The following is a 25,139-nucleotide window of genomic DNA, read 5'->3' on the forward strand; positions in this document are numbered from 1 at the left end:
CTAGGGTTGGAGACTTGTGGTTGGCGATCTGGGCGCTGCGGTGAGCGCCGGCGTCTACAACGTCTACACCGGGGAATTAGGGGGCACCTCCGTGCCGACAGCGGCTCAGTTGGGTCTCGAGCCTCCCCGGTTCTGCGCGGCGTGCGGGCGCCGGATGGTGGTGCAGGTTCGCCCCGACGGCTGGCGGGCGCGCTGCTCGCGGCACGGTGAGGTCGATTCCGGTGATCTGGAGACGCAGCGGTGACCGAGCCGGCCGGGCCGGAGGCTGTGGATGTTCCCGCTTCCCGCCGGGCGCGTACGCGTGCGCTCCTGGTCGTCGTCCTGGGCTCGGCGCTCACCGGTGTGGTGATCGGCGGGGTGTGGGCGTGGATCGCCCCGCCGATTCACGCCGTGGTGGCGCTCACCCGCTCGGGTGAGCGCGTCCATGACTACCTGGGTAATGAGTCCGAGCATTTCTTCGTCGCGCCGGCCCTGATGCTGGGGCTGCTGACCGTGCTGGCGGTGGTGGCCTCGGTCGGGGTGTGGCAGTGGCGCGAACACCGCGGGCCGGCAATGGTGATCGCCCTGTCGAGCGGCATGGTGGCGGCGGCCGCCGCGGCCTCGGCGGTGGGGGCCGGGCTGGTTCGGCTGCGCTTTGGCGCCCTGAACTTCGATGCGATACCGCTGACGAAAAGCCCGTCGGTCGCGTACGTCGTCCAGGCGCCGCCGGTGTTCTTCTCGGACGGCCCGCTGCAGATCGCGGTGACCCTGCTGTGGCCGGCCGGTATCGCGGCTCTGGTCTACGCCGTTCGTACGGCCGCGGACGCCCGCGACGACCTGGGGGCGCTTCCGCCGCAGCCTAGGCCTTCCGAGACGCTGCCGGTGAAAGGCGGAGGCGCCGCGGAAGTGCCAACGTCATAGCGGGCGACGGCCGATCTTGCGGCCCGTGACGACTTTTGCCGCGATCTTCAGCAGCCGGGCCATCCCGACGTAGGTCATCGGGTTGAACATCGTCGGCCACGTGGTCCGGATCAGGTGTTCGGTCAGCGGGCGGCTCTCGAAGCGATCCGTCAGCCAGCGCAGGGCCATCGGCGCCGACAGCGGATGCAGCATCATGTGCTCGTTGAAGGCGTCACGGTGGTAGGTGACGTGCGCGCCGCCGGCGGAATACGCATCGGCAAGCACGTCGATGTCGTGCACGTCGATCAGGTAGTCGTGCACTGCCTGCACGATCAGCACCGGCGGTGTGGGGACCGCGGCGCCGAGCTTGATGTGGTCGAAGACGTAGGTGACTTCCGGGGTGGACAGAATCTGCTCGAGCGGCTCGTCGAGGTAGTCACCCATGTTCTTGCCGGCCATCCGCACCACGGCTTGCACCGTCGTCATCTTCTCCAGCGAGTCGAGCAGGGCGCGACCCTCCTCGTTGGTGTGCTCCCGGATCACCCGGTCCAGGTCGGGATAGATGTGCGCGAGCGCGGCTACCACCAGCGCCGGAAGCCCGGACAGGAAGCTGCCGTTGAGGCGGCGGAAGGTGTTACCGAGGTCCCCCACGGGCGAGCCCAGCACCGCGCCGACGATGTCCAGTTCGGGCGCGTATTCGGCGCAGATCTCGGCAGCCCACGCGCTGGCCAGTCCGCCACCGGAGTATCCCCACAGCCCGACGGGGGCCGAGGAGGACAGGTTCAGGCGCTCCGAGCTCCGCGCCGCCCGGATGCCGTCCAGAACGCGGTAGCCCGGTTCATACGGCGCGCCCCACAGGCCGCGCAGGCCCTCGTGGTCGGGCACGGAGACGGCCCATCCCTCGGCGACGGCGGCGACGATGAGGAAAAGCTCGAACTGGCCGATCGCGCCCAGTGCTTTCGCCCTGCGGCGCAGCGCGTAGGAGGGAAAGCAGCGCGACGAGACGGCGTCGATCGCGCACTGGTACGACAGCAGCGGGCACGACTGACCCGGAGCGAGGTCGGCGGGGACGATCACCGTGGTGGCGGTGGCTTCCGGCTCGCCGTTCATGTCCATGGTCCGGTAGAGCAGCTGGACGGCTTTCATGGGTTGCGGGATCAGCCCCAGGAACGCCAGCTCGACGTCGCGCGAGCGCAGCACGGTGCCGGGCTCGGCGTGCTGAAACCCCAGCGGCGGCTGGTAGAACGGGTCGTCGGAGGGCAGCAGCGGACGCACCTTGTGCTGCAGTTCCTCGTGCGGCGGCCGGGCGATCCATTCCGCCCCGTGCGTGCCTGCCAGATTGCCGAGCTCAGCCATTGAGGCTCCCTTCGTGGCCACCCGGCATTCTCGCGCACGAACGGCAGGTAACCAAAACGTAATCGCCGCAGTGTGAGCGACTTCTCGTCACATTGGCCAGGTCAGAGCGCTACTGAAGTCGAATTGCCCCCGCGTCGCCCGACGACGCTTTTCCATCAGCCTAGCCAGGGAGCCCCGGCGGCTTGAGCGCGGCGAATTCGTCGGTCACCCGCAGCGCCGCGTCGGTGAACCGGTACAGCGCGGCCGGACGGCCGCCGCTGCGCCCGGATTGTGCGATGGTGCCCGTCGCCGTGATCACGCCGCGCCGGGCCAGCACCCGCTGCAGGTTCGTCGCGTCGACCTGATAGCCCAGGGCGGCGCCGTAGATGTCGCGCAGCGTGGAAAGCGCGAATTCCCTTGGTGCCAAGGCGAAACCGATGTTGGTGTAGGACAGCTTGGCGATCAGCCGGGTGCGGGCGTTGTCCACCATTCGACCGTGGTCGAAGGCCATCGGCGGCAGGGAGTTCACCGGATGCCAACGGGTATCCGGTGGCAGCTCGGGGCTGGCGGGGGAGGGCACCAGGCCCAGGAAGGTCGACGCGATCACCCGGGTGTCCGGAACCCGGTGCGGGTCGGAGAACACCGCGAGCTGCTCCAGGTGTGCCAGCTCTTTGAGGTCGACTTTCTCGGCGAGTTGCCGCCGGACGGAGGTGATCATGTCCTCGTCGTTGCGCAGCTGCCCGCCCGGCAGCGACCACTTGCCCCGCTGTGGCTCCCTGGCGCGCTGCCATAACAGCACGTTCAGCTGTGGTTTTGCCGTGTGGCGTCCCTTCGTGACCCGTCCGGTCACTCCGCGAACCTGGAACACGACCGCGAGCACTTCGTGGGCGGTGCTACCATGGGCCATGTTTTCGATTGTAAGTCGAAAACCTCCTGGGCTGAAAGGACCCGCCATGACGGTTATCAATCGCATGGACACGCTCGCCGAAAGCATGGTTGCCGACATCACGGATTCACCCACCGGGTACGCCGGGGTGGCCGGTGATGAGCGATGGGCGGCCGAGGCTCGCCGCCTGGCCAAGCAGCGTGGCGCCACCGTCCTGGCGCACAACTACCAGCTGCCCGAGATCCAGGACGTCGCCGATCACGTCGGCGACTCCCTGGCGCTGTCACGGATCGCCGCCGAGGCGCCCGAGGACACCATCGTGTTCTGCGGTGTGCACTTCATGGCCGAGACCGCCAAGATCCTCAGCCCCGACAAGACGGTGCTCATCCCGGACCAGCGCGCCGGGTGCTCGCTGGCGGACTCCATCACCGCCGACGAACTGCGCGCCTGGAAGGACGAACACCCCGGCGCGGTCGTCGTTTCCTACGTCAACACCACCGCGGCGGTCAAGGCGCTCACCGACATCTGCTGTACCTCGTCCAACGCGGTGGAGGTCGTCGAGTCCATCGACCCGGCCCGCGAGGTGCTGTTCTGCCCGGATCAATTCCTCGGCGCCCACGTGCGTCGGATGACCGGTCGCGAGAACCTGCATGTGTGGGCGGGCGAATGCCACGTGCACGCCGGGATCAACGGCGACGAACTGCGCGACCAGGCCCGCGCCAATCCCGATGCCGAGCTCTTCGTGCACCCCGAATGTGGTTGCGCCACTTCGGCGCTGTATCTCGCGGGCGAGGGCGCCTTCCCGCCGGACCGGGTGAAGATCCTGTCCACCGGCGGCATGCTGGAGGCCGCCAACCAGACCGACGCGCGCAAGGTGCTGGTCGCCACCGAGGTCGGCATGTTGTACCAATTGCGCCGGGCCGCACCGCAAGTCGACTTCCGCGCGGTCAACGACCGGGCCTCCTGCAAGTTCATGAAGATGATCACCCCGGCCGCGTTGCTGCGCTGCCTCGTCGAGGGGGCCGACGAAGTCGATGTCGACCCCGAGATCGCCGCCGCCGGGCGGCGCAGCGTGCAGCGAATGATCGAGATCGGGCAGCCGGGCGGCGGCGAATGACCGCCCGACCCCAGTGGACGCACAGCGCCGACGTCGTCGTCATCGGCACCGGCGTCGCGGGACTGGCCGCCGCGCTGGCGGCCCACCGCACCGGGCGCAGCGTCGTGGTGCTGAGCAAGGCCGACCAGGCCCGCGGGGCGACGGCGACGCACTACGCGCAGGGCGGCATCGCGGTAGTACTGCCCGACAATGACGACTCGGTGGAAGCCCATGTCGCCGACACCGTGGTCGCGGGGGCGGGCCTGTGCGATCCCGAGGCGGTCTACTCGATCGTCGCCGACGGATACGCGGCGGTCACCGAATTGGTAGGCGACGGAGCACGATTCGACGAATCCTCGCCCGGCAAGTGGGCGCTGACCCGGGAGGGGGGACACTCCCGGCGGCGCATCGTCCATGCCGGCGGCGACGCCACCGGCGCCGAAGTGCAGCGCGCCCTCGACCACGCCGCTCGCATGCTGGACATTCGCACCGCCCACGTGGTGCTGCGGGTTCTGCACGACGGCGCCGCCGTGACCGGTGTCCTGGTCGGCACCCCGAACGGGTGCGGAATCATCAGCGCGCCTTCGGTGATCCTCGCCTCCGGCGGCCTCGGGCACCTGTACGGCGCGACCACCAACCCCGAGGGCTCCACCGGCGATGGACTCGCGCTGGGCCTGTGGGCCGGTGTCGCGGTCAGCGATCTCGAGTTCATCCAGTTCCACCCCACGATGCTCTTCGCCCCGGACGCCCCCACCGGGCGGCGTCCGCTGGTCACCGAGGCCATCCGCGGCGAGGGTGCGAAACTGATTGACCGGCAAGGCGATTCGGTGACGGCCGGTGTTCATCCGATGGGAGATCTGGCGCCGCGCGACGTCGTCGCCGCGGCCATCGACGCGCGATTGAAGGCCACCGGCGACGCCTGCGTCTTCCTCGACGCCCGCCACATCGACGACTTCGCCAACCGGTTTCCGACGGTGACGGCGGCCTGCCGGGCCGCCGGCATCGATCCCGTCCGGCAACCCATTCCGGTCGTGCCCGGGGCGCACTACAGCTGCGGGGGCATCGTCACCGATGTGTACGGCCGAACGGAGCTGCCCGGGCTGTTCGCCGCGGGCGAGGTGGCACGCACCGGACTGCACGGAGCCAACCGGCTGGCGTCCAACAGCCTGTTGGAAGGTTTGGTGGTCGGCGGGCGGTCCGGCAAATCGGCGGCCGCGCATGCCGCGACGACCGGGCGAGTGCACGCGGTCGCGCCGGAGCCGGTCGTGCACACCGCGCCCGAGCGCGCCGAACTGCAGCGCGCGATGAGCCGCGACGCTTCGGTGGTGCGCGACGCCGCTGGGCTGACCCGGCTGTCCACCGCGCTGTCACAGGCGCGGATCCGGCCGGTGTCCGGCCGCCGCGACTTCGAGGATGTCGCGCTGGCGGTCGCCGCCCGCGCGGTCACCGCCGCCGCCCTGGCCCGCACCGAGAGCCGGGGCTGCCACCACCGCGAGGAATATCCGCAGACCGCATCCGAGCTGGGACGCAGCAACGTGCTGCGCCTGGCCGACGACCAGAACGCGGTGCTGGTGGAGGCGTTGGCGGCGGTCGTATGACCACGATGTCCGACTGTGAACTGACCACGGCGCGCGAAACCATCGAGCGCGGCCTGGCCGAGGATCTGCGCTACGGACCCGACGTCACCACCCTGGCGACGGTGCCCGCCGAAACGATGGCGACCGCGGCGATGGTGCCCCGCGAGCCCGGTGTGATCGCCGGCATCGATATCGCTTTGTTGGTGCTCGACGAGGTCCTCGGTGCGCGCGGCTACGAGGTGGTCGACCGCGTCGAGGACGGGGCCCGCCTGGAGCCGGGCCAGCCGGTGCTGACGCTGCGAGCCGAAACCCGCGGCCTGCTGACCGCCGAGCGGACGATGCTGAACCTGATCTGCCACCTGTCCGGGATCGCCACCACCACGGCGCAGTGGGTGGCCGCCGTGCACGGCACCAAGGCCAAGGTGCGCGACACCCGCAAAACCCTGCCCGGCCTGCGCGCCTTGCAGAAATACGCGGTCCGGGTCGGCGGCGGGGTCAACCACCGGCTGGGGCTCGGCGACGCGGCCCTGATCAAGGACAACCACGTGGTGGCCGCGGGCTCGGTGGTCGACGCGCTGCGTGCCGTGCGCGACGCGGCACCGGAGCTGCCTTGCGAGGTGGAAGTGGACTCACTCGAGCAGCTCGACGAGGTCCTGCCCGAAAAGCCCGAGCTGATCCTGCTGGACAACTTTCCGGTGTGGCAGACGCAGATGGCCGTGCAGCGCCGCGACGCGCGCGCACCCGCCGTGCTGCTCGAATCGTCGGGCGGGCTCAGCCTGGAGAACGCGGCCGCCTACGCCGGGACCGGGGTGGATTACCTGGCCGTCGGCGCGCTGACCCATTCGGTGCGGGTGCTCGACATCGGCCTCGACATGTAGCTGGGGCTTTCAACCCCGCCAGCGCACACCCGACGCCGAACCGGCGGCCCCGAAAGCGAACGGCCTCAGGCGATGTCGGCGACGAATACCCCGATCCGGCGCAGCTGCATGCGCGCCATCCCGGGCAGGCCTTCGCCGTCCGAGCCGGCCGGCAGGATCCGCGGGTTGATCAGGTGCACCGTTCGATTGCGGCTGAATTCCACGTCCGCCTCACCGGCCGCCAGCACATTCTTCACCCAGTTGGTCTTTCCGTGGCCCAGCGCGATCGCCAGGGTGTTGCCCTTGCGGTACGGCGTGACGATCGTCTCGTACGCCTTGCCGGAGGTTCGGCCGCGATGCTTGATCGTCGCCGTCCCGGGCAGAAAGCGGGCTATCGGCTTGAGCGCCGGGTTGAAGTATTTGATCTGGAAACGCTCGAACCACGGCGGGAAGACCATCGGGACGCCCGGGGCATTGTTGGGGTGATCCTTGGCGGACATGGCGGCTCCCTGAGTCGGCTCTACTTTTCAGCGCGGGGTATGGCCTCGATACCGGCACTGTACCGGTCGAATATCGACTTGAGTTCCTCTGGGACAATGGACACCGTGAGCACCATCCAAGCGTCGCCGATGGCCCGCATCGACCTGCGGGGCGCGGAGTTGACGGCTGCCCGATTGCGGGCGGCGCTGCCCCGCGGCGGCGCCGACGTGGAGACGGTGCTGCCCAAGGTCCGGCCGATCGTGCAGGCCGTCGCCGAGCGCGGCGCCGACGCCGCCTTGGAGTTCGGCGCCACCTTCGACGGGGTCCGGCCCCCGGCCGTGCGGGTGCCCGATGCCGCGCTCGAGAAGGCTTTGACCGAGTTGGCCGCGGACGTGGCCGACGCGCTGCGGGTGATGATCGAACGTACCCGCGCCGTGCACGCCGACCAGCGTCGCACCGACGTCACGACCACGCTCGGCCCGGGCGCGACCGTCACCGAGCGGTGGGTCCCCGTCGACCGCGTGGGCCTTTACGTGCCCGGCGGCAACGCCGTCTACCCCTCCAGCGTGGTGATGAACGTGGTGCCGGCCCAGGCCGCCGGCGTCGCCTCGCTGGTGGTCGCCAGCCCGCCGCAGGCCCAGTTCGGCGGCCTGCCGCACCCGACGATCCTGGCCGCCGCCCGGCTGTTGGGGGTTGAGGAGGTGTGGGCCGTCGGCGGCGCGCAGGCGGTCGCGCTGCTGGCCTACGGCGGCACCGACGTCGACGGCGCCGAGCTAGCGCCCGTCGACATGATCACCGGGCCGGGCAACATCTACGTCACCGCGGCCAAGCGGCTGTGCCGGTCGCGCGTCGGGATCGACGCCGAAGCCGGCCCGACGGAGATCGCGATCCTGGCCGACCACACCGCCGACCCGGCGCACGTGGCCGCCGACCTGATCAGCCAGGCCGAACACGACGAGATGGCGGGCAGCGTGCTGGTCACGCCCAGCGCGGACCTGGCCGCCGCCACCGACGCCGAGGTGGCCGCCCAGCTACAGACGACCGTGCACCGCGAACGGGTGACGGCGGCGCTCGGCGGACGCCAGTCGGCCATCATCCTCGTCGACGACCTGGACGCCGGAATCGACGTCGTCAACGCCTATGCCGCCGAACATCTGGAGATCCAGACCGTCGACGCGGCCGCCGTCGCGGGCCGAATCCGTTCGGCCGGAGCCATTTTCGTCGGACCGTATGCGCCGGTGAGCCTGGGTGACTACTGCGCCGGGTCCAATCACGTGCTGCCGACCGCCGGCAGCGCCCGGCATTCCAGCGGCCTGTCCGTGCAGACCTTCTTGCGCGGCATCCACGTCGTCGACTACACCGAAGCGGCCTTGAAAGACGTGTCCGGGCATGTGATCGCGCTCGCCGAGGCCGAAGACCTGCCGTCACACGGCGAAGCGGTGCGGCGGAGGTTCGAGCGATGAGTGGACAATCGGAGCCCACGCTGGACGATCTGCCGCTGCGCGACGACCTGCGCGGTAAATCGCCCTACGGCGCACCACAACTGGATGTCCCGGTGCGGCTGAACACCAACGAGAACCCGCACCCGCCCAGCAAGGCGTTGGTGGACGATGTGGTGCGGTCGGTGGGCGCGGTCGCCGCCGAACTACACCGCTACCCCGACCGCGATGCGGTGGCCCTGCGCGCCGACCTGGCCGCCTACCTCAGCGCCCAGACCGGTGTTCAGCTGGGCGTCGAAAATCTGTGGGCGGCAAATGGTTCCAATGAGATTTTGCAGCAGCTGCTGCAGGCGTTCGGGGGGCCTGGCCGCACCGCCATCGGGTTCGTCCCGTCCTACTCGATGCACCCGATCATCTCCGACGGCACCCGCACCGAGTGGCTGCAGGCCGCCCGCGCCGACGACTTCAGCCTGGATGTCGACGCCGCCGTGGCCGCCATCGCCGACCGCCGGCCCGATGTCGTGTTCGTCGCCAGCCCGAACAACCCGTCCGGGCAGAGCGTTTCGCTGCCGGACCTGCGCCGGCTGCTCGACGTCGTGCCCGGCATCCTGATCGTCGACGAGGCCTATGGCGAATTCTCTTCGCAGCCCAGCGCGGTGAGACTGGTGGAGGAGTATCCGACCAAACTCATCGTCTCGCGCACCATGAGCAAGGCGTTCGCGTTCGCCGGTGGCCGGCTTGGCTACCTGATCGCCACCCCCGCGGTGATCGACGCGATGTTGCTGGTGCGGCTGCCCTATCACCTGTCGGTGCTCACCCAGGCCGCCGCACGCGCCGCGCTGCGGCACGCCGATGACACGCTCGGCAGTGTGGCGACCCTGATTGCCGAACGCGAACGTGTCTCAACGGCCTTGGCCGGCATGGGGTTTCGGGTGATTCCCAGCGACGCGAACTTCATGCTGTTCGGGGAGTTCGCCGACGCGCCCGCCACCTGGCAGCGCTATCTGGATGCCGGCGTGCTGATCCGCGACGTCGGAATCCCCGGCTACCTGCGCGCCACGACCGGCCTGGCGGAGGAGAACGACGCCTTCCTGCGCGCCAGCGCCCAGCTGGCCACCACCGAACTCGCCCCCAGCCCCGTAGGAGCACCGTGACAGCGACCGCTACCCGCCGTGCGCGCATCGAGCGCCGCACCAAGGAATCCGACATCGTCGTCGAACTCGACCTCGACGGCACCGGCCAGGTCGACGTCGACACAGGTGTGCCGTTCTACGACCACATGCTCACGGCCCTGGGCAGTCACGCCAGCTTCGACCTGACCGTGCGCACCAAGGGCGACGTAGAGATCGAGGGACATCACACCATCGAGGACACCGCCATCGCGCTGGGCACCGCACTCGGCCAGGCCCTGGGTGACAAACGGGGCATCCGGCGGTTCGGCGACGCCTTCATCCCGATGGACGAGACGCTGGCCCACGCGGCGGTCGACGTGTCCGGCCGGCCCTACTGCGTGCACAGCGGAGAGCCGGATCACCTGCAGCACACCACGATTGCCGGCAGCTCGGTGCCCTATCACACCGTCATCAACCGGCACGTGTTCGAATCGCTGGCCATGAACGCGCGCATCGCGCTGCACGTGCGCGTCCTGTACGGGCGCGACCCACACCACATCACCGAGGCGCAGTACAAGGCGGTAGCCCGCGCGCTGCGCCAGGCGGTGGAATCCGACCCCCGGGTGTCGGAAGTGCCGTCCACCAAAGGGGTTCTGTGACGGCACACAAGAAAGTAGTTGTCCTGGACTACGGCTCGGGCAATCTGCGGTCGGCTCAGCGCGCCCTCGAGCGGGTCGGTGCGTCGGTCGAGGTGACCGGTGACGCCGATGCCGCGGCAGCCGCCGACGGATTGGTGGTGCCGGGCGTCGGCGCCTACGAGGCGTGCATGACCGGGCTGCGCAACATCGGCGGCGAACGCATCATCGCCGAGCGGATCGCCGCCGACCGCCCGGTGCTGGGCGTCTGCGTCGGCATGCAGATCCTGTTCGCCCGCGGCGTCGAATTCAGCGTGGAGACGCAGGGATGCGGTCAGTGGCCGGGATACGTCACGCGACTGCAGGCGCCGGTCATTCCGCACATGGGCTGGAACGTCGTCGAATCCGGGCCCGGCACAGTGCTGTTCAAGGGGCTTGATGCGGACACCCGGTTCTACTTCGTGCACTCCTACGCCGCGCAGCAGTGGGAGGGTTCGCCCGACGCGGTGCTGACGTGGGCCACCCACGAGGGCCCGTTTCTGGCGGCGGTCGAGGACGGGCCGCTGTCGGCCACCCAATTTCACCCGGAGAAGAGCGGGGATGCCGGCGCGGCCGTACTGAGCAATTGGGTCCAGGCATTGTGAGGGACCTCGCGAAAGCGCTTTCTACCAAGCACAAGCCGGGGTGCTGCGTGACGCGTCTCGGCACACAGGAGGGAATGTGTTGATCTTGTTGCCCGCGGTCGACGTGGTCGACGGCCGCGCCGTGCGGCTGGTGCAGGGCAAGGCGGGCAGTGAAACCGAATACGGCTCGGCGCTGGATGCCGCGCTGACCTGGCAGCGCGACGGCGCCGAATGGATCCATCTGGTCGACCTGGACGCGGCGTTCGGACGCGGATCGAACCGCGAACTGCTGGCCGAGGTGGTCGGCAAGCTCGACGTGCAGGTTGAGCTGTCCGGCGGGATTCGCGACGACGATTCGCTGGCCGCCGCCCTGGCCACCGGCTGTGCGCGGGTGAACCTGGGCACCGCGGCCCTCGAGAACCCCGGGTGGTGTGCCCGGGCGATCAGCGAACACGGCGACAAGGTCGCGGTGGGCTTGGACGTGCAGATCGTCGACGGTGAGCACCGGTTGCGTGGGCGGGGCTGGGAAACCGACGGGGGCGACCTGTGGGACGTGCTGGAACGCCTTGACGGGCAGGGATGTTCGCGGTTCGTGGTCACCGATGTGACCAAGGACGGCACGCTGGGCGGTCCCAATCTGGACTTGCTGGCGTCCGTCGCCGAGCGCACCGACGCCCCGGTGATCGCCTCCGGTGGGGTGTCCAGCCTCGACGACCTGCGCGCGATCGCCACCCTCACCGACCGCGGGGTCGAGGGCGCCATCGTCGGCAAGGCCCTCTACGCGGGGCGATTCACGTTGCCGCAGGCGCTGGCCGCGGTGGCGGAGTAGCACCGCATGGACGTGCACACCCTGGTGGCGCAGGCGTCGGCGATTCTCGACGATGCCTCCGAGCCGTTCCTTGCCGGTCACCGCGCCGATTCCGCGGTCCGCAAGAAGGGCAACGACTTTGCCACCGATGTCGACCTCGCGATCGAGCGTCAGGTGGTCGCCGCGCTCGTCGAGGCCACCGGGATCGGGGTGCACGGTGAGGAATTCGGCGGCTCGGCCGTCGATTCGCCATGGGTGTGGGTCTTGGATCCCGTGGACGGCACGTTCAATTACGCGGCCGGATCGCCGATGGCCGGCATCCTGCTGGGTCTGCTGCGGCACGGCGAACCGGTGGCCGGATTGACCTGGCTGCCGTTCATGGACCAGCGCTACATCGCGGTGGCGGGCGGTCCGTTGCGCAAGAATGGGGTGCCGCAGCCGCCGCTCACCCCCGTCGATCTGGCCGACGCCCTGGTCGGCGCCGGGTCGTTCAGCGCGGATGCGCGGGGCCGATTCCCCGGACGTTATCGAATCGCCTTGCTGGAGAACCTCAGCCGGGTCTCGTCGCGTTTGCGCATGCACGGGTCCACCGGAATCGACCTTGCGTTCGTCGCTGACGGAATACTCGGTGCGGCAATAAGTTTCGGCGGCCACGTGTGGGACCATGCCGCCGGAGTCGCGCTGGTCCGGGCTGCCGGTGGCGTCGTCACCGATCTGGCCGGCGAACCGTGGACTCCCGCATCCGATTCCGCGCTGGCGGCCGGCCCCGCCGCCCACGCCGAGATCTTGGAAATCCTGCGCGCCACCGGCCGACCGGAGGACTACTGAGATGCCCCCTGCCCCCAACGGGCTCGCGGTGCGAGTGATCCCGTGCCTCGATGTCGACGGCGGCCGGGTGGTCAAGGGTGTCAATTTCGAGAACCTGCGCGACGCCGGCGATCCCGTGGAGCTCGCGGCGGCCTATGACGCCGAAGGCGCCGACGAGCTGACCTTTCTCGACGTGACCGCATCCTCGTCGGGACGGGCCACCATGCTCGATGTGGTGCGCCGCACCGCCGAGCAGGTCTTCATTCCGCTGACGGTCGGCGGCGGGGTGCGCACGGTGGCCGACGTCGACGTGTTGCTGCGCGCGGGCGCCGACAAAGTTTCCATCAACACCGCCGCGATCGCCCGTCCCGAGCTGCTGGCCGAGATGGCGCGGCAGTTCGGCTCCCAGTGCATCGTGCTGTCCGTCGATGCGCGAACGGTTCCGCCGGGCGCGGTGCCGACACCATCGGGCTGGGAGGTCACCACCCATGGTGGGCGACACGGCACGGGGCTCGATGCGGTCGAATGGGCTTCGCGCGGAGCCGATCTGGGGGTAGGGGAGATCCTGCTGAACTCGATGGACGCCGATGGCACCAAAGCCGGATTCGACCTGGAGATGCTGCGCGCGGTGCGCTCTGCGGTCACGGTGCCGGTCATCGCCAGCGGTGGCGCCGGTGCGGCCGAACACTTCGCGCCCGCCGTCGCCGCCGGCGCCGATGCTGTGTTGGCGGCCAGCGTGTTCCACTTCCGGGAGCTGACCATCGGCCAGGTGAAGGCCGCGATGGCCGCAGAAGGGATCACCGTGCGATGACGCTCGACCCCCAGATCGCCGCGCGGCTGAAGCGCAACGCCGAGGGCCTGTTCACCGCCGTGGTGCAGGAGCGCGGCAGCGGTGACGTGCTGATGGTCGCCTGGATGGACGACGCCGCCCTGGCCCGAACACTGGAAACCCGTGAGGCGACCTACTTTTCACGGTCCCGCGGCCAGCAGTGGATCAAGGGAGCCACGTCCGGTCACACCCAATATGTTTATTCGGTGCGTCTGGACTGCGACGGCGACGCCGTGCTGCTGACCGTAGACCAGGTGGGCGGCGCCTGCCACACCGGCGACCACAGTTGCTTCGACGCCGACGTGTTGCTGGCGCCGGAGCGCTGACCCTCGCTCGGCAGCGCGAGGCGTGTGTAGGGTCACTTTCCGCGGGCGTGGGCACATCACTTCGACAAGAATGGCGGTCAATGTCGAAATGGTCGTCCTGGAACGTCGTCGTGCCGGTGCTTTCCGTCGTCGTGCTGGCATTGATCTGGGGCAAGACGCTCGGGCCGGTGCTGGTCGGGCTGACGGCGTTGTTTCTCATCGGTGCGGTGGTGGCCGCCGTGCACCACGCGGAGGTGGTCGCACACCGGGTCGGTGAGCCGTTCGGGTCGTTGGTGCTCGCGGCGGCGGTGACGGTCATCGAGGTAGCCCTGATCGTGGAGCTGATGGCGTCCGGCGGTAACGAGACGGCGACCCTGGCCCGCGACACGGCGTTCGCCGCGCTGATGATCACCACCAACGGGATCGCCGGGCTGTCGCTGCTGCTGGGTTCCCGGCGCTACGGCGTGACGATATTCAACGCCGAAGGCAGCGGCGCCGCGCTCGCAACCGTGACCACCCTGGCGACGCTGAGTCTGGTGCTGCCCGCGTTCACCACCACCACCGTGGGCAAGGAGTTCTCGCCCGGCCAGCTCGCCTTCGCCGCCGTCGCCTCGCTGCTGCTCTACCTCGTGTTCGTCTTCACGCAGACCGTGCGGCACCGCGACTTCTTCCTGCCGATCGCGCAGAAGGGCCAGAAAAGCCTGTTCGCCGACGAAAGCCATGCCGACCCCCCGACCACCCGCGCCGCGCTGACCAGCCTCGCGCTGATGCTCGGCGCTCTGGTGGCGGTGGTGGGCCTGGCCGAAGAAGAGTCGCCGGCCGTGGAGAGAGCGGTGACCGCGGTCGGCTTTCCGCAGTCGTTCGTGGGCGTGATCATTGCGGCGCTGGTGCTACTGCCCGAGACGCTCGCGGCCGTGCGGGCGGCGCGGCAGGGCCGCATCCAGATCAGCTTGAATCTGGCGTACGGCTCGGCGATGGCCAGCATCGGGCTCACGATCCCCGCGATCGCGCTGGCGTCGATATGGCTCAAAGGGCCGCTGCTGCTCGGCCTCGGCGCCATCCAACTGGTATTGCTTGCCCTGACCGTCGTGATCAGCATGCTGACGGTGGTGCCCGGGCGGGCGACCCGCTTGCAGGGCGAGGTGCATCTGGTGCTGCTGGCTGCCTACGTGTTCCTGGCGATCAACCCCTGACGCTTACGCGCGGGCCCGCAACGTCGCCAGTGCCTTGTCGGCGTGGGTGTCCATATTGAACTCGCTGGAGATCACCTCGAGCACCGTGCGGTCGGTGTCGATGACGAACGTCGTGCGTTTGACCGGCATCAGCTTGCCGAGCAGGCCGCGTTTGACGCCGAATTGGGTCGCGACGCTGCCGTCGCTGTCCGAAAGCAGCGGGTAGTCGAACTTCTGCATGTCCGCGAACTTGGCCTGCTTCTGCACGGCGTCGGCGCTGATCCCCACCCGGTTGGCCCCGACCGCGGCGAACTCGGCGGCCAGGTCGCGGAAGTGGCACGCTTCCTTGGTGCAACCGGGCGTCATCGCCGCCGGGTAGAAGAACAACACCACGGGCCCCCCGGAAAGCAGTTCGCTGAGCGTGCGCGGCGTCCCGGTCTGATCCGGTAGTTCGAAGTCCGCGACGGTGTCACCAGGTTTCATGGCGGACACGCTACGCCGCCAAGCTCTCCGCTCGGGCTTCCACGCGTCTGGGAGGATGGTTCGGTGCACGCCCACCTCGCCGCGACGACCTCACGAGAGGATTTCCGCCAGCTGGCGGCCGAGCACCGCGTGGTTCCGGTGACCCGCAAGGTGCTCGCCGACAGCGAGACGCCCTTGTCGGCCTACCGCAAACTCGCCGCCGACCGCCCGGGCACTTTTCTGCTGGAATCCGCCGAGCACGGCCGTTCCTGGTCACGCTGGTCGTTCATCGGCGCGGGAGCGCCGTCGGCGCTGACCGTACGTGACGGTGAAGCCGTCTGGCTGGGCGTGGTGCCGCAGGACGCGCCGACCGGGGGCGACCCGCTGCAGGCCTTGCGGGCCACGTGCGAGCTGCTGGCCACCGGCCCGCTCCCGGGGCTGCCGCCGCTGTCGGGCGGCATGGTGGGGTTCTTCGCCTACGACATGGTCCGGCGCCTGGAACGACTGCCCGAACTGGCGGTCGACGACCTGCAGCTCCCCGACATGTTGTTGCTGCTGGCCACCGATGTGGCGGCGGTCGATCACCACGAGGGCACCATCACGCTGATCGCCAACGCCGTGAACTGGAACGGGACCGACGAGCGGGTCGACGAGGCCTACGACGACGCGATCGCCCGCTTGGACGTGATGACCGCGGCGCTGGGCCAGCCGCTGCCGTCGACCGTCGGCACGTTCGAGCGACCCGAGCCGCGCTATCGCGCGCAGCGCAGCGTCGAGGAGTACGGAAAGATCGTCGACTACCTCGTCGAGCAGATCGCCGCGGGCGAGGCCTTCCAGGTGGTGCCCTCGCAACGGTTCGAAATGGACACCCATGTCAATCCGATCGACGTGTACCGGATGTTGCGGGTCACCAACCCGAGCCCCTACATGTATTTGCTGCACATCCCGAATGACGTTGGCGGAACTGACTTTTCGATCGTCGGCTCCAGCCCCGAGGCGCTGGTGACAGTCGCCGACGGCACCGCGACCACCCATCCGATCGCCGGAACGCGGTGGCGCGGGGGCACCGAGGAAGAGGACCAGCTGCTGGAAAAGGAACTGTTGGCCGACGAGAAGGAACGCGCCGAGCACCTGATGCTGGTCGACCTGGGCCGCAACGACTTAGGCCGGGTCTGCGCACCGGGCACCGTGCGCGTCGAGGACTACAGCCATATCGAACGCTATAGCCACGTCATGCACCTGGTGTCGACGGTGACGGGCACGCTCGACGAGGGCCGTACCGCGTTGGACGCGGTGACCGCCTGCTTTCCCGCCGGCACGCTCTCGGGCGCGCCGAAGGTACGGGCCATGGAACTCATCGAAGAGGTGGAGAAGACCCGCCGCGGCCTGTACGGCGGCGTGGTCGGCTACCTGGACTTCGCCGGCAACGCCGACTTCGCGATCGCCATTCGCACCGCCCTGATGCGCGACGGCACCGCCTACGTGCAGTCCGGCGGCGGGGTGGTGGCGGACTCCAACGGCCCCTACGAATACACCGAGGCAACCAACAAGGCCCGCGCGGTGCTCAGCGCGATCGCCGCCGCCGAGACGTTGACCGAACCCGTGGGCGATGGCTGACACCGGACGGCCGAGGAGCCGGTGGCTGATCCGAATTGCCCAGGCAGTGCTAGTGGTTGCCGCCGGGACGTTGTGGGTGGCCTCGCGCCTGCCGTGGGTCGTCATCCGGTCGTTCGACGGGCTGGGACCGCCCAAGCAGGTGACATTGGCCGGCGCGGCGTGGTCGACGGCGCTGCTTCCGCTGGCGTTGCTGCTGCTGGCCGCGGCCGTCGCCGCCATCGCCGTGCGGGGCCGGCTCTTGCGCGCGCTCGCGGGCCTGCTGGCGCTGGTCAGTCTGGCGGTCGGCTACCTCGGGGTCAGCCTGTGGGCACTGCCGGACGTGGCGGTCCGCGGCGCTGAGCTGGCGCACGTCTCGGTGATGTCGCTGGTCGGAAGCGAGCGGCGGTACTGGGGTGCGGGCGTCACCGTCATCGCTGCGGCGTGCACGCTGGTAGCCGCCGTCCTACTCATGCGGTCGGCGTCGGACTCGGGGTCGGCACGGTCGAGTGCAATAAAGTACGCGGCACCGGCGACGCGCCGGTCGAATGTGCGGCGCGGACAGCCCGGCGGGGCGATGCTGGAGGAGCCGGAGACGCCGGGAATGTCGGAGCGGATGATCTGGGACGCGCTTGACGAGGGACGCGACCCAACCGATCAGGCAGGTGAGTCTGACACCGAGGGTCGGTGACGGGCTGCAAGCCGCGGGCCGCTACCCTTCATTGACGTCGTCGCAATCGGCTGGGGACACGAAGTGGCCGTGGGATGACAGCGGACGACAGGGCGAAGGGAAACGACAGGCATGAGTCCGGCAACCGTGCTTGACTCCATCCTCGAGGGAGTCCGGGCCGACGTTGCCGCCCGCGAAGCGCTCATCAGCCTGTCGGAGATCAAAGCCGCCGCAGCGGCCGCACCCCCGCCCCGCGATGTGATGGCGGCGTTGCGCGAGCCCGGTATCGGCGTCATCGCCGAAGTCAAGCGCGCGAGCCCGTCGGCGGGTTCCCTGGCGACCATTGCCGATCCCGCCAAGCTGGCCCGTGCCTACGAAGACGGTGGCGCCCGCATCATCAGCGTGTTGACCGAAGAGCGCCGTTTCCACGGCTCGCTCGACGATCTCGACGCGGTTCGCGCGGCGGTCTCGATTCCGATTCTGCGCAAAGACTTTGTCGTGCAGCCCTATCAGATCCACGAAGCGCGTGCGCACGGCGCCGACATGCTGCTGCTCATCGTCGCCGCGCTGGAACAGTCGGCGTTGGTGTCGATGCTCGATCGGACCGAATCGCTGGGCATGACGGCGCTCGTCGAGGTGCACACCGAAGAGGAAGCCGACCGGGCACTCAAGGCCGGGGCCAACGTAATCGGCGTCAACGCCCGCGATCTGGCGACCCTGGAGGTGGACCGGGATTGCTTCGCGCGCATCGCTCCCGGGCTGCCCAGCAACGTGATCAGGATCGCCGAATCCGGCGTGCGCGGTACCGGAGACCTGCTGGCGTATGCCGGTGCAGGTGCCGACGCGGTGTTGGTCGGCGAAGGCCTGGTCAAAAGCGGCGATCCGCGCGCCGCGGTCGCCGACCTGGTTACCGCTGGCACCCACCCGTCCTGTCCGAAACCGGCTCGCTAGTCACTACGTCACTCCAGAAGCCCCTGCGCTGATACGTTGAACCCATGAGCCATCCCCGCGTAGAGCCTTGGTGATGGTGGACCTGTCCCGCCCGGACCTTCCGCTCCCGAGCGCAGCCATCGCAGAACCCACCCGTCACGAACCCGATGCGGGCGGGCATTTCGGCGTGTACGGCGGCCGCTACGTCGCCGAGGCGTTGATGGCCGTGATCGAAGAGGTCACCGCCGCCTACGAGAAGGAACGTGTCAACCAGGATTTCCTGGACACCCTCGATTACCTGCAGGCGAACTATGCGGGCCGACCGTCACCGCTGTATGAGGCGCCCCGGTTGTCCGAACAGGCCGGCGCGCGCATCTTCCTCAAGCGAGAAGACTTGAACCACACCGGTTCTCATAAGATCAACAACGTGCTCGGCCAGGCGTTGCTGGCTCAGCGGATGGGTAAGAAACGGGTGATCGCCGAGACCGGGGCCGGCCAGCACGGCGTCGCGACCGCCACCGCGTGCGCCTTACTCGGTCTCGAATGCGTGATCTACATGGGCGCCGTCGATACCGAGCGTCAGGCGCTCAACGTGGCGCGCATGCGCCTGCTGGGGGCCACGGTCGTCTCGGTCGAAAGCGGTTCGAAGACGCTCAAGGACGCGATCAATGAGGCGTTTCGGGATTGGGTTACCAATGCCGACACCACGTTCTATTGTTTCGGCACCGCTGCCGGCCCGCATCCCTTTCCCGCCATGGTGCGCGACTTCCAACGCATCATCGGCCTCGAGGCGCGCGCCCAGATCCAGGCCCAGGCGGGCCGGTTGCCCGACGCCGTCGTGGCCTGTATCGGCGGCGGCTCCAACGCCATCGGCATCTTCCACCCGTTCATCGACGACCCCAACGTGCGGTTGATCGGATTCGAAGCCGCCGGTGATGGGGTCGAAACCGGAAGGCACGCTGCGACTTTCAGCGGCGGCTCACCCGGGGCGTTTCAGGGATCGTTCTCGTATTTGCTGCAGGACGAGGATGGGCAGACCATCGAATCCCATTCCATCTCAGCCGGTCTCGATTACCCGGGAGTGGGTCCAGAGCACGCGTATCTGCGCGAGACGGGGCGCGCCGAATACCGTCCGATCACCGACTCGGAGGCGATGGACGCGTTCCGCGTGTTGTGCCGCACCGAAGGGATCATCCCGGCGATCGAATCGGCGCATGCGGTAGCCGGTGCCCTGAAATTGGGCCCCGAGTTGGGGCGGGGCTCGATCATCGTGGTGAACCTGTCCGGCCGCGGCGACAAGGACGTCGAGACCGCGGCGAAGTGGTTCGGGCTGTTGGGATCCAGCGATCGATGACGGTCAAACACAGCGAGGCGGACAAGCTCGAGTCGGTTTTCGATGGCTGCCGCAAAGACAACCGCGCGGCGCTTATCGGCTATCTGCCCACCGGCTACCCCGACGTGTCGACGTCGGTGAACGGGATGACCACCCTGGTCGAATCGGGTTGCGACATCATCGAAGTCGGCGTCCCCTATTCGGATCCCGGCATGGACGGCCCGACCATCGCCAAGGCCACCGAGATCGCGCTGCGCGGTGGTGTGCGCGTTCGTGACACGCTTGCCGCGGTCGAGGCGATCAGCGCGGCGGGCGGCCACGCCGTGGTGATGACGTATTGGAACCCGGTGGTGCGCTATGGGGTTGACGCATTCGCGCGGGACCTGGCATCGGCCGGCGGGTACGGCTTGATCACCCCCGATCTCATCCCCGACGAAGCCGGGCAGTGGTTGGCGGCCTCTGACGATTATGGGTTGAACCGCATCTTTCTCGTCGCGCCGTCCTCGACGCCGCAGCGGTTGGCGATGACGGTGGAGGCGTCGCGTGGCTTCGTCTACGCGGCTTCGACGATGGGCGTGACGGGGGCGCGTGACGTCGTGTCCAACGCGGCACCCGAATTGGTGAGCAGGGTAAGGGAGATATCCGACATACCAGTGGGTGTCGGACTGGGGGTGCGATCGCGGGAGCAGGCCGCCCAGATCGGCAGCTACGCAGACGGTGTCATTGTCGGGTCGGCGCTGGTGTCTGCGCTGGGAGACGGAGGGTTGACTGCATTGCGTGCGCTGACTGAAGAACTCGCCGCCGGTGTTCGTCAGAGGGCGGCCGCCTTATGACGAAGCTACTGGCCTATTTTCCGAGCCCGTCGCAGGGCGTATGGCACCTCGGGCCGCTGCCCATCCGGGCCTACGCGCTGTTCATCATTGCCGGCATCGTGGTCGCATTGCTGATCGGTGACCGGCGCTGGGCGGACCGCGGCGGCGAGCGCGGCGTCATCTACGACATCGCACTGTGGGCGGTGCCGTTCGGGCTGATCGGTGGTCGGCTCTACCACCTGGCCACCGACTGGCGCACCTATTGGGGCCCGGGCGGCGCGGGAGTCGGCGCGGCCGTGCGGATCTGGGACGGCGGCTTGGGCATTTGGGGCGCGGTGGCGCTCGGCGGCGTCGGCGCCTGGATCGGCTGCCGCCGGCGTGGGATCCCGCTTCCTGCCTTCGCCGACGCGCTGGCCCCGGGGATCATCCTGGCGCAGGCCATCGGTCGGCTCGGCAATTACTTCAACCAGGAGCTCTATGGCCGCGAAACCACGCTGCCGTGGGGCCTGGAGGTCTTCTACCGCCGAGACCCCTCGGGATACATCGACCCGCATTCGCTGGATGGCATCTCGACGGGCCAGATCGCGTTCGTGGTGCAGCCGACGTTCCTCTACGAATTGATCTGGAATGTCCTGGTTTTCGTGGCGTTGATCTACGCCGACCGGCGCTTCAATCTGGGCCACGGCCGACTGTTCGCGCTGTATGTGGCGGGCTATTGCGTGGGGCGATTCTGTGTCGAGTTGCTGCGCGATGACACCGCAACCCACATCGCCGGCATCCGGATCAACTCGTTCACATCGACTTTCGTGTTCATCGGGGCCGTGGTGTATCTGATGGCGGCGCCAAAGGGCCGCGAAGACCCCGCCACACTGCGCGGCAACGAGTATCTCGAAGAGGAAGCGGCCGGCGTCGAGTCGGAGTATGAGCCCGCAACGGTGGCGGTCGCGACGACTGCGGCGGGCGCGGCGGCCGCAGCCGACGCGCCGCCGGGCTCGGCCGAGGCGGCGGAGGCTGACGACACCACCACCGCCGCCGCCGCGGAAGCCGAAGAACCGGTGGCGGACTCGACGGAAGCCGCCGTCGACTCGGGCGATGCCGGGGCAGACGAGCCCGAGGTCGAATCGGAAGCCGAAGTGCCGGAAGTCGAGCCCGAAACCGAGGCGTTGGCCGAGGCCTCCGAATCGGACGAGCCGACAGCCGAGGCTCAATTGGTCGACGGGGAACCGGAAGAGGCAGAAGCGGAAGAGCCCGACGCCGAAGCGGAGGAACCGGAATCGGAAGAGCCTGAAGCGGAAAAGCCTGAAGCCGAAGCCGAAGAACCGGAAGCGGAAGAACCGCAAGCGGAAGAACCGCAAGCCGAAGAACCGGAAGCCGAAACCGAAGAACCGGAAGCCGCAACCGAAGACGAGCCCGTCGACGAGGAATCGGACGGAAAGCCCGCCGCCCAGGATCCCGCCGAAACGACGCCTGCCCAACCGGAACCCCGTCGGCGATGGGGCTCGCGGCTGCGGAACCGGTTGTCGGGCCGCTAACGGCCGCCCGTGTCCCGATTCCCGCGGCCGGGCGCGACGGATCTGGCATCCTGAAAGGCGTGACCGACGCGAGGTCAGCGGGCTAGGTGATGCAGCCTCACACTCCCGCGCATGCTCCGGGACAACCCCGTCCACGCGGCGGGCGGGGTCACCGCCTGCTCATCGGGGCCGGTACCGGCGTGGTGCTGGGTGGCGCGCTCGGCTACGTCGCGCTGGTCGACCCGCACAGCCCGAGTTCGGTCTACCCGGCGTGTCCGTTCAAGCTGCTCACCGGCTGGAATTGCCCGTTTTGCGGTGGCCTGCGGATGACGCACGACCTGATGCACGGCGACCTGATGGCCGCCATCCACGACAACGTCTTCGCGCTGGTGGGAATCCCGCTGCTGGCTGCCTGGCTGCTGGTGCGCCGCGCGCGCGGCAAGGGGCTGCCGCCCACGGCGGCGTTGCTGGTGGTCGTGGTCGCGACGATCGCCTGGACGGTGCTGCGTAACCTGCCGGCCTTCCCGTTGTTTCCCACCGTTCTTGGTGGGTAAGAGCACACCGCGCGCGAGCGATTATGTGCGGGCCGCGGGGGTTGCACGCGACTATGCTGGGTCGGCGTGAGTAGACGCGGAAAGATCGTCTGCACCCTTGGCCCCGCGACCAGTTCGGATGAGTCGATCCTGGCCCTGGTTGGGGCCGGCATGGATGTCGCTCGGTTGAACTTCAGCCACGGCGACTACTCCGACCACAAAGCCGCCTACGAGCGCGTCCGGTCCGCTTCCGACGCCACGGGCCGAGCCGTCGGCGTGCTCGCCGACCTGCAGGGCCCCAAGATCAGGCTGGGGCGTTTCGCCACCGGACCCACGTACTGGGCCGACGGCGAAACGGTGCGCATCACCGTCGCGGACTGCGCAGGCGACCACGACCGGGTGTCGACCACCTACAAGAAGCTGGCCGAGGACGCCGCCGTCGGTGACCGGATTCTGGTCGACGACGGCAAGGTCGGCCTTGTCATCGATGGCATCGAGGGCGACGACGTGGTCTGCACGGTCGTCGAGGGCGGCCCGGTCAGCAACAACAAGGGCATCTCGCTGCCCGGCATGAACGTGTCGGCACCGGCCTTGTCGGAGAAGGACGTCGACGACCTCACCTTCGCCCTGGAACTCGGTGTCGACCTGGTCGCCCTCTCCTTCGTCCGTTCGCCGTCCGACGTCGAGTTGGTGCACGAGGTGATGGACCGTGTCGGCCGTCGGGTGCCGGTGATCGCCAAACTGGAGAAACCGGAGGCCGTCGACAATCTGGAAGCCATCGTGCTGGCCTTCGACGCGATCATGGTGGCCCGCGGCGACCTTGGCGTCGAACTTCCCCTGGAAGAGGTTCCGCTCGTGCAGAAGCGGGCCATCCAGATGGCCCGGGAGAACGCCAAACCGGTGATCGTCGCGACCCAGATGCTCGATTCGATGATCGAGAGTTCTCGGCCGACCCGGGCCGAGGCCTCGGACGTCGCCAACGCCGTCCTCGACGGCGCCGACGCGGTGATGCTGTCCGGGGAAACCTCGGTGGGGAAGTACCCGTTGGCGGCCGTTCGGACGATGGCGCGCATCATCTGCGCGGTCGAGGACAACTCCACGGCCGCGCCGCCGCTGACACACGTGCCGCGTACCAAGCGCGGGGTGATCTCGTATGCGGCCCGCGACATCGGCGAGCGGCTCGACGCCAAGGCGCTGGTCGCGTTCACCCAGTCCGGCGACACGGTCAAGCGCCTCGCGCGCCTGCACACCCCCCTGCCGCTGCTCGCCTTCACCGCGTGGCCCGAGGTGCGCAGCCAGCTCGCCATGACGTGGGGAACCGAAACGTTCATCGTCCCGATGATGACTTCCACCGACGGCATGATCCGCCAGGTCGACAAGTCGCTGCTGGAGCTCGGTCGCTACAAGCGCGGCGACCTGGTGGTCATCGTCGCCGGCGCGCCACCTGGCACAGTAGGGTCAACCAACCTCATCCATGTGCACAGGATCGGGGAGGACGACGTCTAGCTAGAGGAGAGCGTGTGGCGGCCGGCTGTGAGTCTGAAGGGCCAGGAGAAGCCGCCACACAGGCCCATTCGGATTTCGCGGAGCTGCTGGCGACTCTCGACCTCCATCGCGTCGACGACAACCTGTTCATCGGCTCGCATCCGAGCAAGAACCCGATGCGGACCTTCGGTGGCCAGCTGATGTCGCAGTCATTCGTCGCGAGCAGCCGCAGCCTGCTTCGCGACGACCTGCCGCCGAGCGCGCTGTCGGTGCACTTCATCAACGGGGGAGACACCGCCAAGGACATCGAATTCCACGTCACCCGCCTGCGCGACGAGCGCCGCTTCGCCAATCGGCGCGTCGATGCGGTGCAAGACGGCACGTTGCTGTCGTCGGCGCTGATCTCCTACATGTCAGGCGGCCGCGGCCTGGAGCACGGCATCGAGCCGCCGCAGGTTGCCGAGCCGCACACGCAGCCCACGATCGGCGAACTGCTGCGCGGCTACGAGCAGACGGTTCCGCACTTCGTCAACGCGCTGCAGCCGATCGAATGGCGCTACACCAACGACCCGGCATGGGTGATGCGCACCAAGGGCGACCGGCTCCCGCACAATCGGGTCTGGGTCAAGGCCCTGGGCGACCTTCCCGACGACCCCGTATTGCACACGGCAACAATGGTGTATTCGTCGGATACCACCGTGTTGGACTCGGTTATCACCACGCACGGTCTTTCGTGGGGATTCGACCGCATATTCGCCGCGTCGGCCAATCATTCCATTTGGTTTCACCGGCAGGTCAACTTCAACGACTGGGTGCTGTACTCCACATCGTCGCCGGTGGCGGCCGACTCGCGCGGGCTGGGCACCGGGCACTTCTTCGCACGCTCCGGGCAACCGCTGGCCACGGTGATGCAAGAAGGAGTGCTCAAATACTTCCCTCCATCCGGCCGATAAAACGTTATCGAATAGGT

27 protein-coding genes are annotated in these 25,139 nt (G+C 68.6%); 23 read left to right on the forward strand and 4 right to left on the reverse strand.

Features of this window, described 5'->3' with window-relative positions; all coding sequences use genetic code 11:
* The first annotated feature begins 16 nt into the window (after positions 1–16).
* The gene (gene bsaP / locus AC5Y7E_RS22185; protein WP_064883538.1) at positions 17–244 is read left to right on the forward strand and encodes a biotin synthase auxiliary protein BsaP; all 228 of its coding nucleotides are present in this window, start codon (positions 17–19) and stop codon (positions 242–244) included.
* Complete coding sequence (locus AC5Y7E_RS22190) at positions 241–900, forward strand: DUF2567 domain-containing protein (RefSeq protein ID WP_499921641.1); 660 nt, start codon at positions 241–243, stop codon at positions 898–900. Before bsaP ends, AC5Y7E_RS22190 begins: the two co-directional genes overlap by 4 nt.
* On the opposite strand, the gene AC5Y7E_RS22195 is transcribed toward AC5Y7E_RS22190, so the two are convergent.
* A complete protein-coding gene (locus AC5Y7E_RS22195) occupies positions 895–2,235 on the reverse strand; it encodes a lipase family protein (RefSeq protein WP_499921639.1) in 1,341 nt (446 codons plus the stop codon). The genes AC5Y7E_RS22190 and AC5Y7E_RS22195 overlap by 6 nt on opposite strands.
* Positions 2,236–2,395: 160 nt before the next feature.
* The gene (locus AC5Y7E_RS22200; RefSeq protein ID WP_499921637.1) at positions 2,396–3,121 is read right to left on the reverse strand and encodes an NUDIX hydrolase; all 726 of its coding nucleotides are present in this window, start codon (positions 3,119–3,121) and stop codon (positions 2,396–2,398) included.
* A gap of 46 nt (positions 3,122–3,167) precedes the next feature.
* On the opposite strand from AC5Y7E_RS22200, the gene nadA reads away from it, so the two are divergent.
* The 3 genes from nadA to nadC are packed head-to-tail and all read left to right on the forward strand — an operon-like array spanning position 3,168 to position 6,651.
* Positions 3,168–4,217 (forward strand): quinolinate synthase NadA, encoded by a 1,050-nt coding sequence (gene nadA, locus AC5Y7E_RS22205; RefSeq protein WP_499921636.1) that lies wholly within the window; start codon positions 3,168–3,170, stop codon positions 4,215–4,217.
* Positions 4,214–5,794 (forward strand): L-aspartate oxidase, encoded by a 1,581-nt coding sequence (locus AC5Y7E_RS22210; protein ID WP_499950776.1) that lies wholly within the window; start codon positions 4,214–4,216, stop codon positions 5,792–5,794. Before nadA ends, AC5Y7E_RS22210 begins: the two co-directional genes overlap by 4 nt.
* Positions 5,791–6,651 carry a carboxylating nicotinate-nucleotide diphosphorylase gene (nadC, locus tag AC5Y7E_RS22215; RefSeq protein ID WP_499950777.1) on the forward strand — a complete coding sequence of 287 codons (861 nt, stop codon included), beginning with the start codon at positions 5,791–5,793 and terminating at the stop codon, positions 6,649–6,651. Before AC5Y7E_RS22210 ends, nadC begins: the two co-directional genes overlap by 4 nt.
* Before the next feature lie 65 nt (positions 6,652–6,716).
* Here nadC and AC5Y7E_RS22220 read toward each other — a convergent pair whose 3' ends face one another.
* On the reverse strand, positions 6,717–7,130 hold the full coding sequence (locus AC5Y7E_RS22220; protein ID WP_499950778.1) for a nitroreductase family deazaflavin-dependent oxidoreductase: 414 nt from the start codon (positions 7,128–7,130) through the stop codon (positions 6,717–6,719).
* Between the two features lie 96 nt (positions 7,131–7,226).
* Between AC5Y7E_RS22220 and hisD the strand changes: the two genes are divergently transcribed.
* The 9 genes from hisD (at position 7,227) to AC5Y7E_RS22265 (ending at position 14,861) form a co-directional block, all read left to right on the forward strand.
* Positions 7,227–8,573: a histidinol dehydrogenase gene (gene hisD / locus AC5Y7E_RS22225; protein ID WP_499950779.1), complete on the forward strand. Its 1,347-nt coding sequence runs from the start codon at positions 7,227–7,229 to the stop codon at positions 8,571–8,573.
* Positions 8,570–9,703, forward strand: a complete 1,134-nt coding sequence (locus tag AC5Y7E_RS22230; RefSeq protein WP_499950780.1) for a histidinol-phosphate transaminase — start codon at positions 8,570–8,572, stop codon at positions 9,701–9,703. The genes hisD and AC5Y7E_RS22230 overlap by 4 nt, the downstream gene beginning before the upstream one ends.
* A complete protein-coding gene (gene hisB / locus AC5Y7E_RS22235; protein WP_499950781.1) occupies positions 9,700–10,320 on the forward strand; it encodes an imidazoleglycerol-phosphate dehydratase HisB in 621 nt (206 codons plus the stop codon). The genes AC5Y7E_RS22230 and hisB overlap by 4 nt, the downstream gene beginning before the upstream one ends.
* Positions 10,317–10,940: an imidazole glycerol phosphate synthase subunit HisH gene (hisH, locus tag AC5Y7E_RS22240; protein ID WP_499921629.1), complete on the forward strand. Its 624-nt coding sequence runs from the start codon at positions 10,317–10,319 to the stop codon at positions 10,938–10,940. Before hisB ends, hisH begins: the two co-directional genes overlap by 4 nt.
* Positions 10,941–11,016: 76 nt before the next feature.
* Positions 11,017–11,748, forward strand: coding sequence for a bifunctional 1-(5-phosphoribosyl)-5-((5-phosphoribosylamino)methylideneamino)imidazole-4-carboxamide isomerase/phosphoribosylanthranilate isomerase PriA (gene priA / locus AC5Y7E_RS22245; protein ID WP_499921628.1), 732 nt, complete (start codon positions 11,017–11,019; stop codon positions 11,746–11,748).
* A gap of 6 nt (positions 11,749–11,754) precedes the next feature.
* Positions 11,755–12,555, forward strand: coding sequence for an inositol monophosphatase family protein (locus AC5Y7E_RS22250; protein WP_499950782.1), 801 nt, complete (start codon positions 11,755–11,757; stop codon positions 12,553–12,555).
* 1 nt (position 12,556) lies between these two features.
* Positions 12,557–13,345 (forward strand): imidazole glycerol phosphate synthase subunit HisF, encoded by a 789-nt coding sequence (gene hisF, locus AC5Y7E_RS22255; RefSeq protein ID WP_499921626.1) that lies wholly within the window; start codon positions 12,557–12,559, stop codon positions 13,343–13,345.
* Positions 13,342–13,689 carry a phosphoribosyl-AMP cyclohydrolase gene (hisI, locus tag AC5Y7E_RS22260; RefSeq protein ID WP_499950783.1) on the forward strand — a complete coding sequence of 116 codons (348 nt, stop codon included), beginning with the start codon at positions 13,342–13,344 and terminating at the stop codon, positions 13,687–13,689. The genes hisF and hisI overlap by 4 nt, the downstream gene beginning before the upstream one ends.
* Before the next feature lie 80 nt (positions 13,690–13,769).
* Entirely contained in the window at positions 13,770–14,861 is a 1,092-nt protein-coding gene (locus tag AC5Y7E_RS22265; RefSeq protein WP_499921624.1) for a calcium:cation antiporter, read from the forward strand.
* A 3-nt stretch (positions 14,862–14,864) separates the two neighbouring features.
* On the opposite strand, the gene AC5Y7E_RS22270 is transcribed toward AC5Y7E_RS22265, so the two are convergent.
* Complete coding sequence (locus tag AC5Y7E_RS22270; protein ID WP_499921623.1) at positions 14,865–15,323, reverse strand: peroxiredoxin; 459 nt, start codon at positions 15,321–15,323, stop codon at positions 14,865–14,867.
* A 63-nt stretch (positions 15,324–15,386) separates the two neighbouring features.
* On the opposite strand from AC5Y7E_RS22270, the gene AC5Y7E_RS22275 reads away from it, so the two are divergent.
* The 9 genes from AC5Y7E_RS22275 (at position 15,387) to AC5Y7E_RS22315 (ending at position 25,122) form a co-directional block, all read left to right on the forward strand.
* Positions 15,387–16,919 carry an anthranilate synthase component I gene (locus tag AC5Y7E_RS22275; protein ID WP_499921622.1) on the forward strand — a complete coding sequence of 511 codons (1,533 nt, stop codon included), beginning with the start codon at positions 15,387–15,389 and terminating at the stop codon, positions 16,917–16,919.
* The gene (locus AC5Y7E_RS22280; protein WP_499921621.1) at positions 16,912–17,586 is read left to right on the forward strand and encodes a TIGR02234 family membrane protein; all 675 of its coding nucleotides are present in this window, start codon (positions 16,912–16,914) and stop codon (positions 17,584–17,586) included. Before AC5Y7E_RS22275 ends, AC5Y7E_RS22280 begins: the two co-directional genes overlap by 8 nt.
* A gap of 111 nt (positions 17,587–17,697) precedes the next feature.
* On the forward strand, positions 17,698–18,516 hold the full coding sequence (trpC, locus tag AC5Y7E_RS22285) for an indole-3-glycerol phosphate synthase TrpC (protein WP_007776189.1): 819 nt from the start codon (positions 17,698–17,700) through the stop codon (positions 18,514–18,516).
* 70 nt (positions 18,517–18,586) lie between these two features.
* Complete coding sequence (gene trpB, locus AC5Y7E_RS22290) at positions 18,587–19,849, forward strand: tryptophan synthase subunit beta (protein WP_499921742.1); 1,263 nt, start codon at positions 18,587–18,589, stop codon at positions 19,847–19,849.
* Positions 19,846–20,661 carry a tryptophan synthase subunit alpha gene (gene trpA / locus AC5Y7E_RS22295; RefSeq protein ID WP_499950784.1) on the forward strand — a complete coding sequence of 272 codons (816 nt, stop codon included), beginning with the start codon at positions 19,846–19,848 and terminating at the stop codon, positions 20,659–20,661. The genes trpB and trpA overlap by 4 nt, the downstream gene beginning before the upstream one ends.
* Positions 20,658–22,172, forward strand: a complete 1,515-nt coding sequence (locus AC5Y7E_RS22300; protein WP_499950785.1) for a prolipoprotein diacylglyceryl transferase — start codon at positions 20,658–20,660, stop codon at positions 22,170–22,172. The genes trpA and AC5Y7E_RS22300 overlap by 4 nt, the downstream gene beginning before the upstream one ends.
* Before the next feature lie 179 nt (positions 22,173–22,351).
* Positions 22,352–22,705 carry a DUF2752 domain-containing protein gene (locus tag AC5Y7E_RS22305; protein ID WP_499921740.1) on the forward strand — a complete coding sequence of 118 codons (354 nt, stop codon included), beginning with the start codon at positions 22,352–22,354 and terminating at the stop codon, positions 22,703–22,705.
* 66 nt (positions 22,706–22,771) lie between these two features.
* Positions 22,772–24,190, forward strand: coding sequence for a pyruvate kinase (pyk, locus tag AC5Y7E_RS22310; RefSeq protein ID WP_499921618.1), 1,419 nt, complete (start codon positions 22,772–22,774; stop codon positions 24,188–24,190).
* A 14-nt stretch (positions 24,191–24,204) separates the two neighbouring features.
* Positions 24,205–25,122, forward strand: a complete 918-nt coding sequence (locus AC5Y7E_RS22315; protein ID WP_499950786.1) for an acyl-CoA thioesterase II — start codon at positions 24,205–24,207, stop codon at positions 25,120–25,122.
* The last annotated feature ends 17 nt before the right edge of the window (positions 25,123–25,139 follow it).

Source organism: Mycobacterium sp. NGS17 (assembly GCF_059813205.1).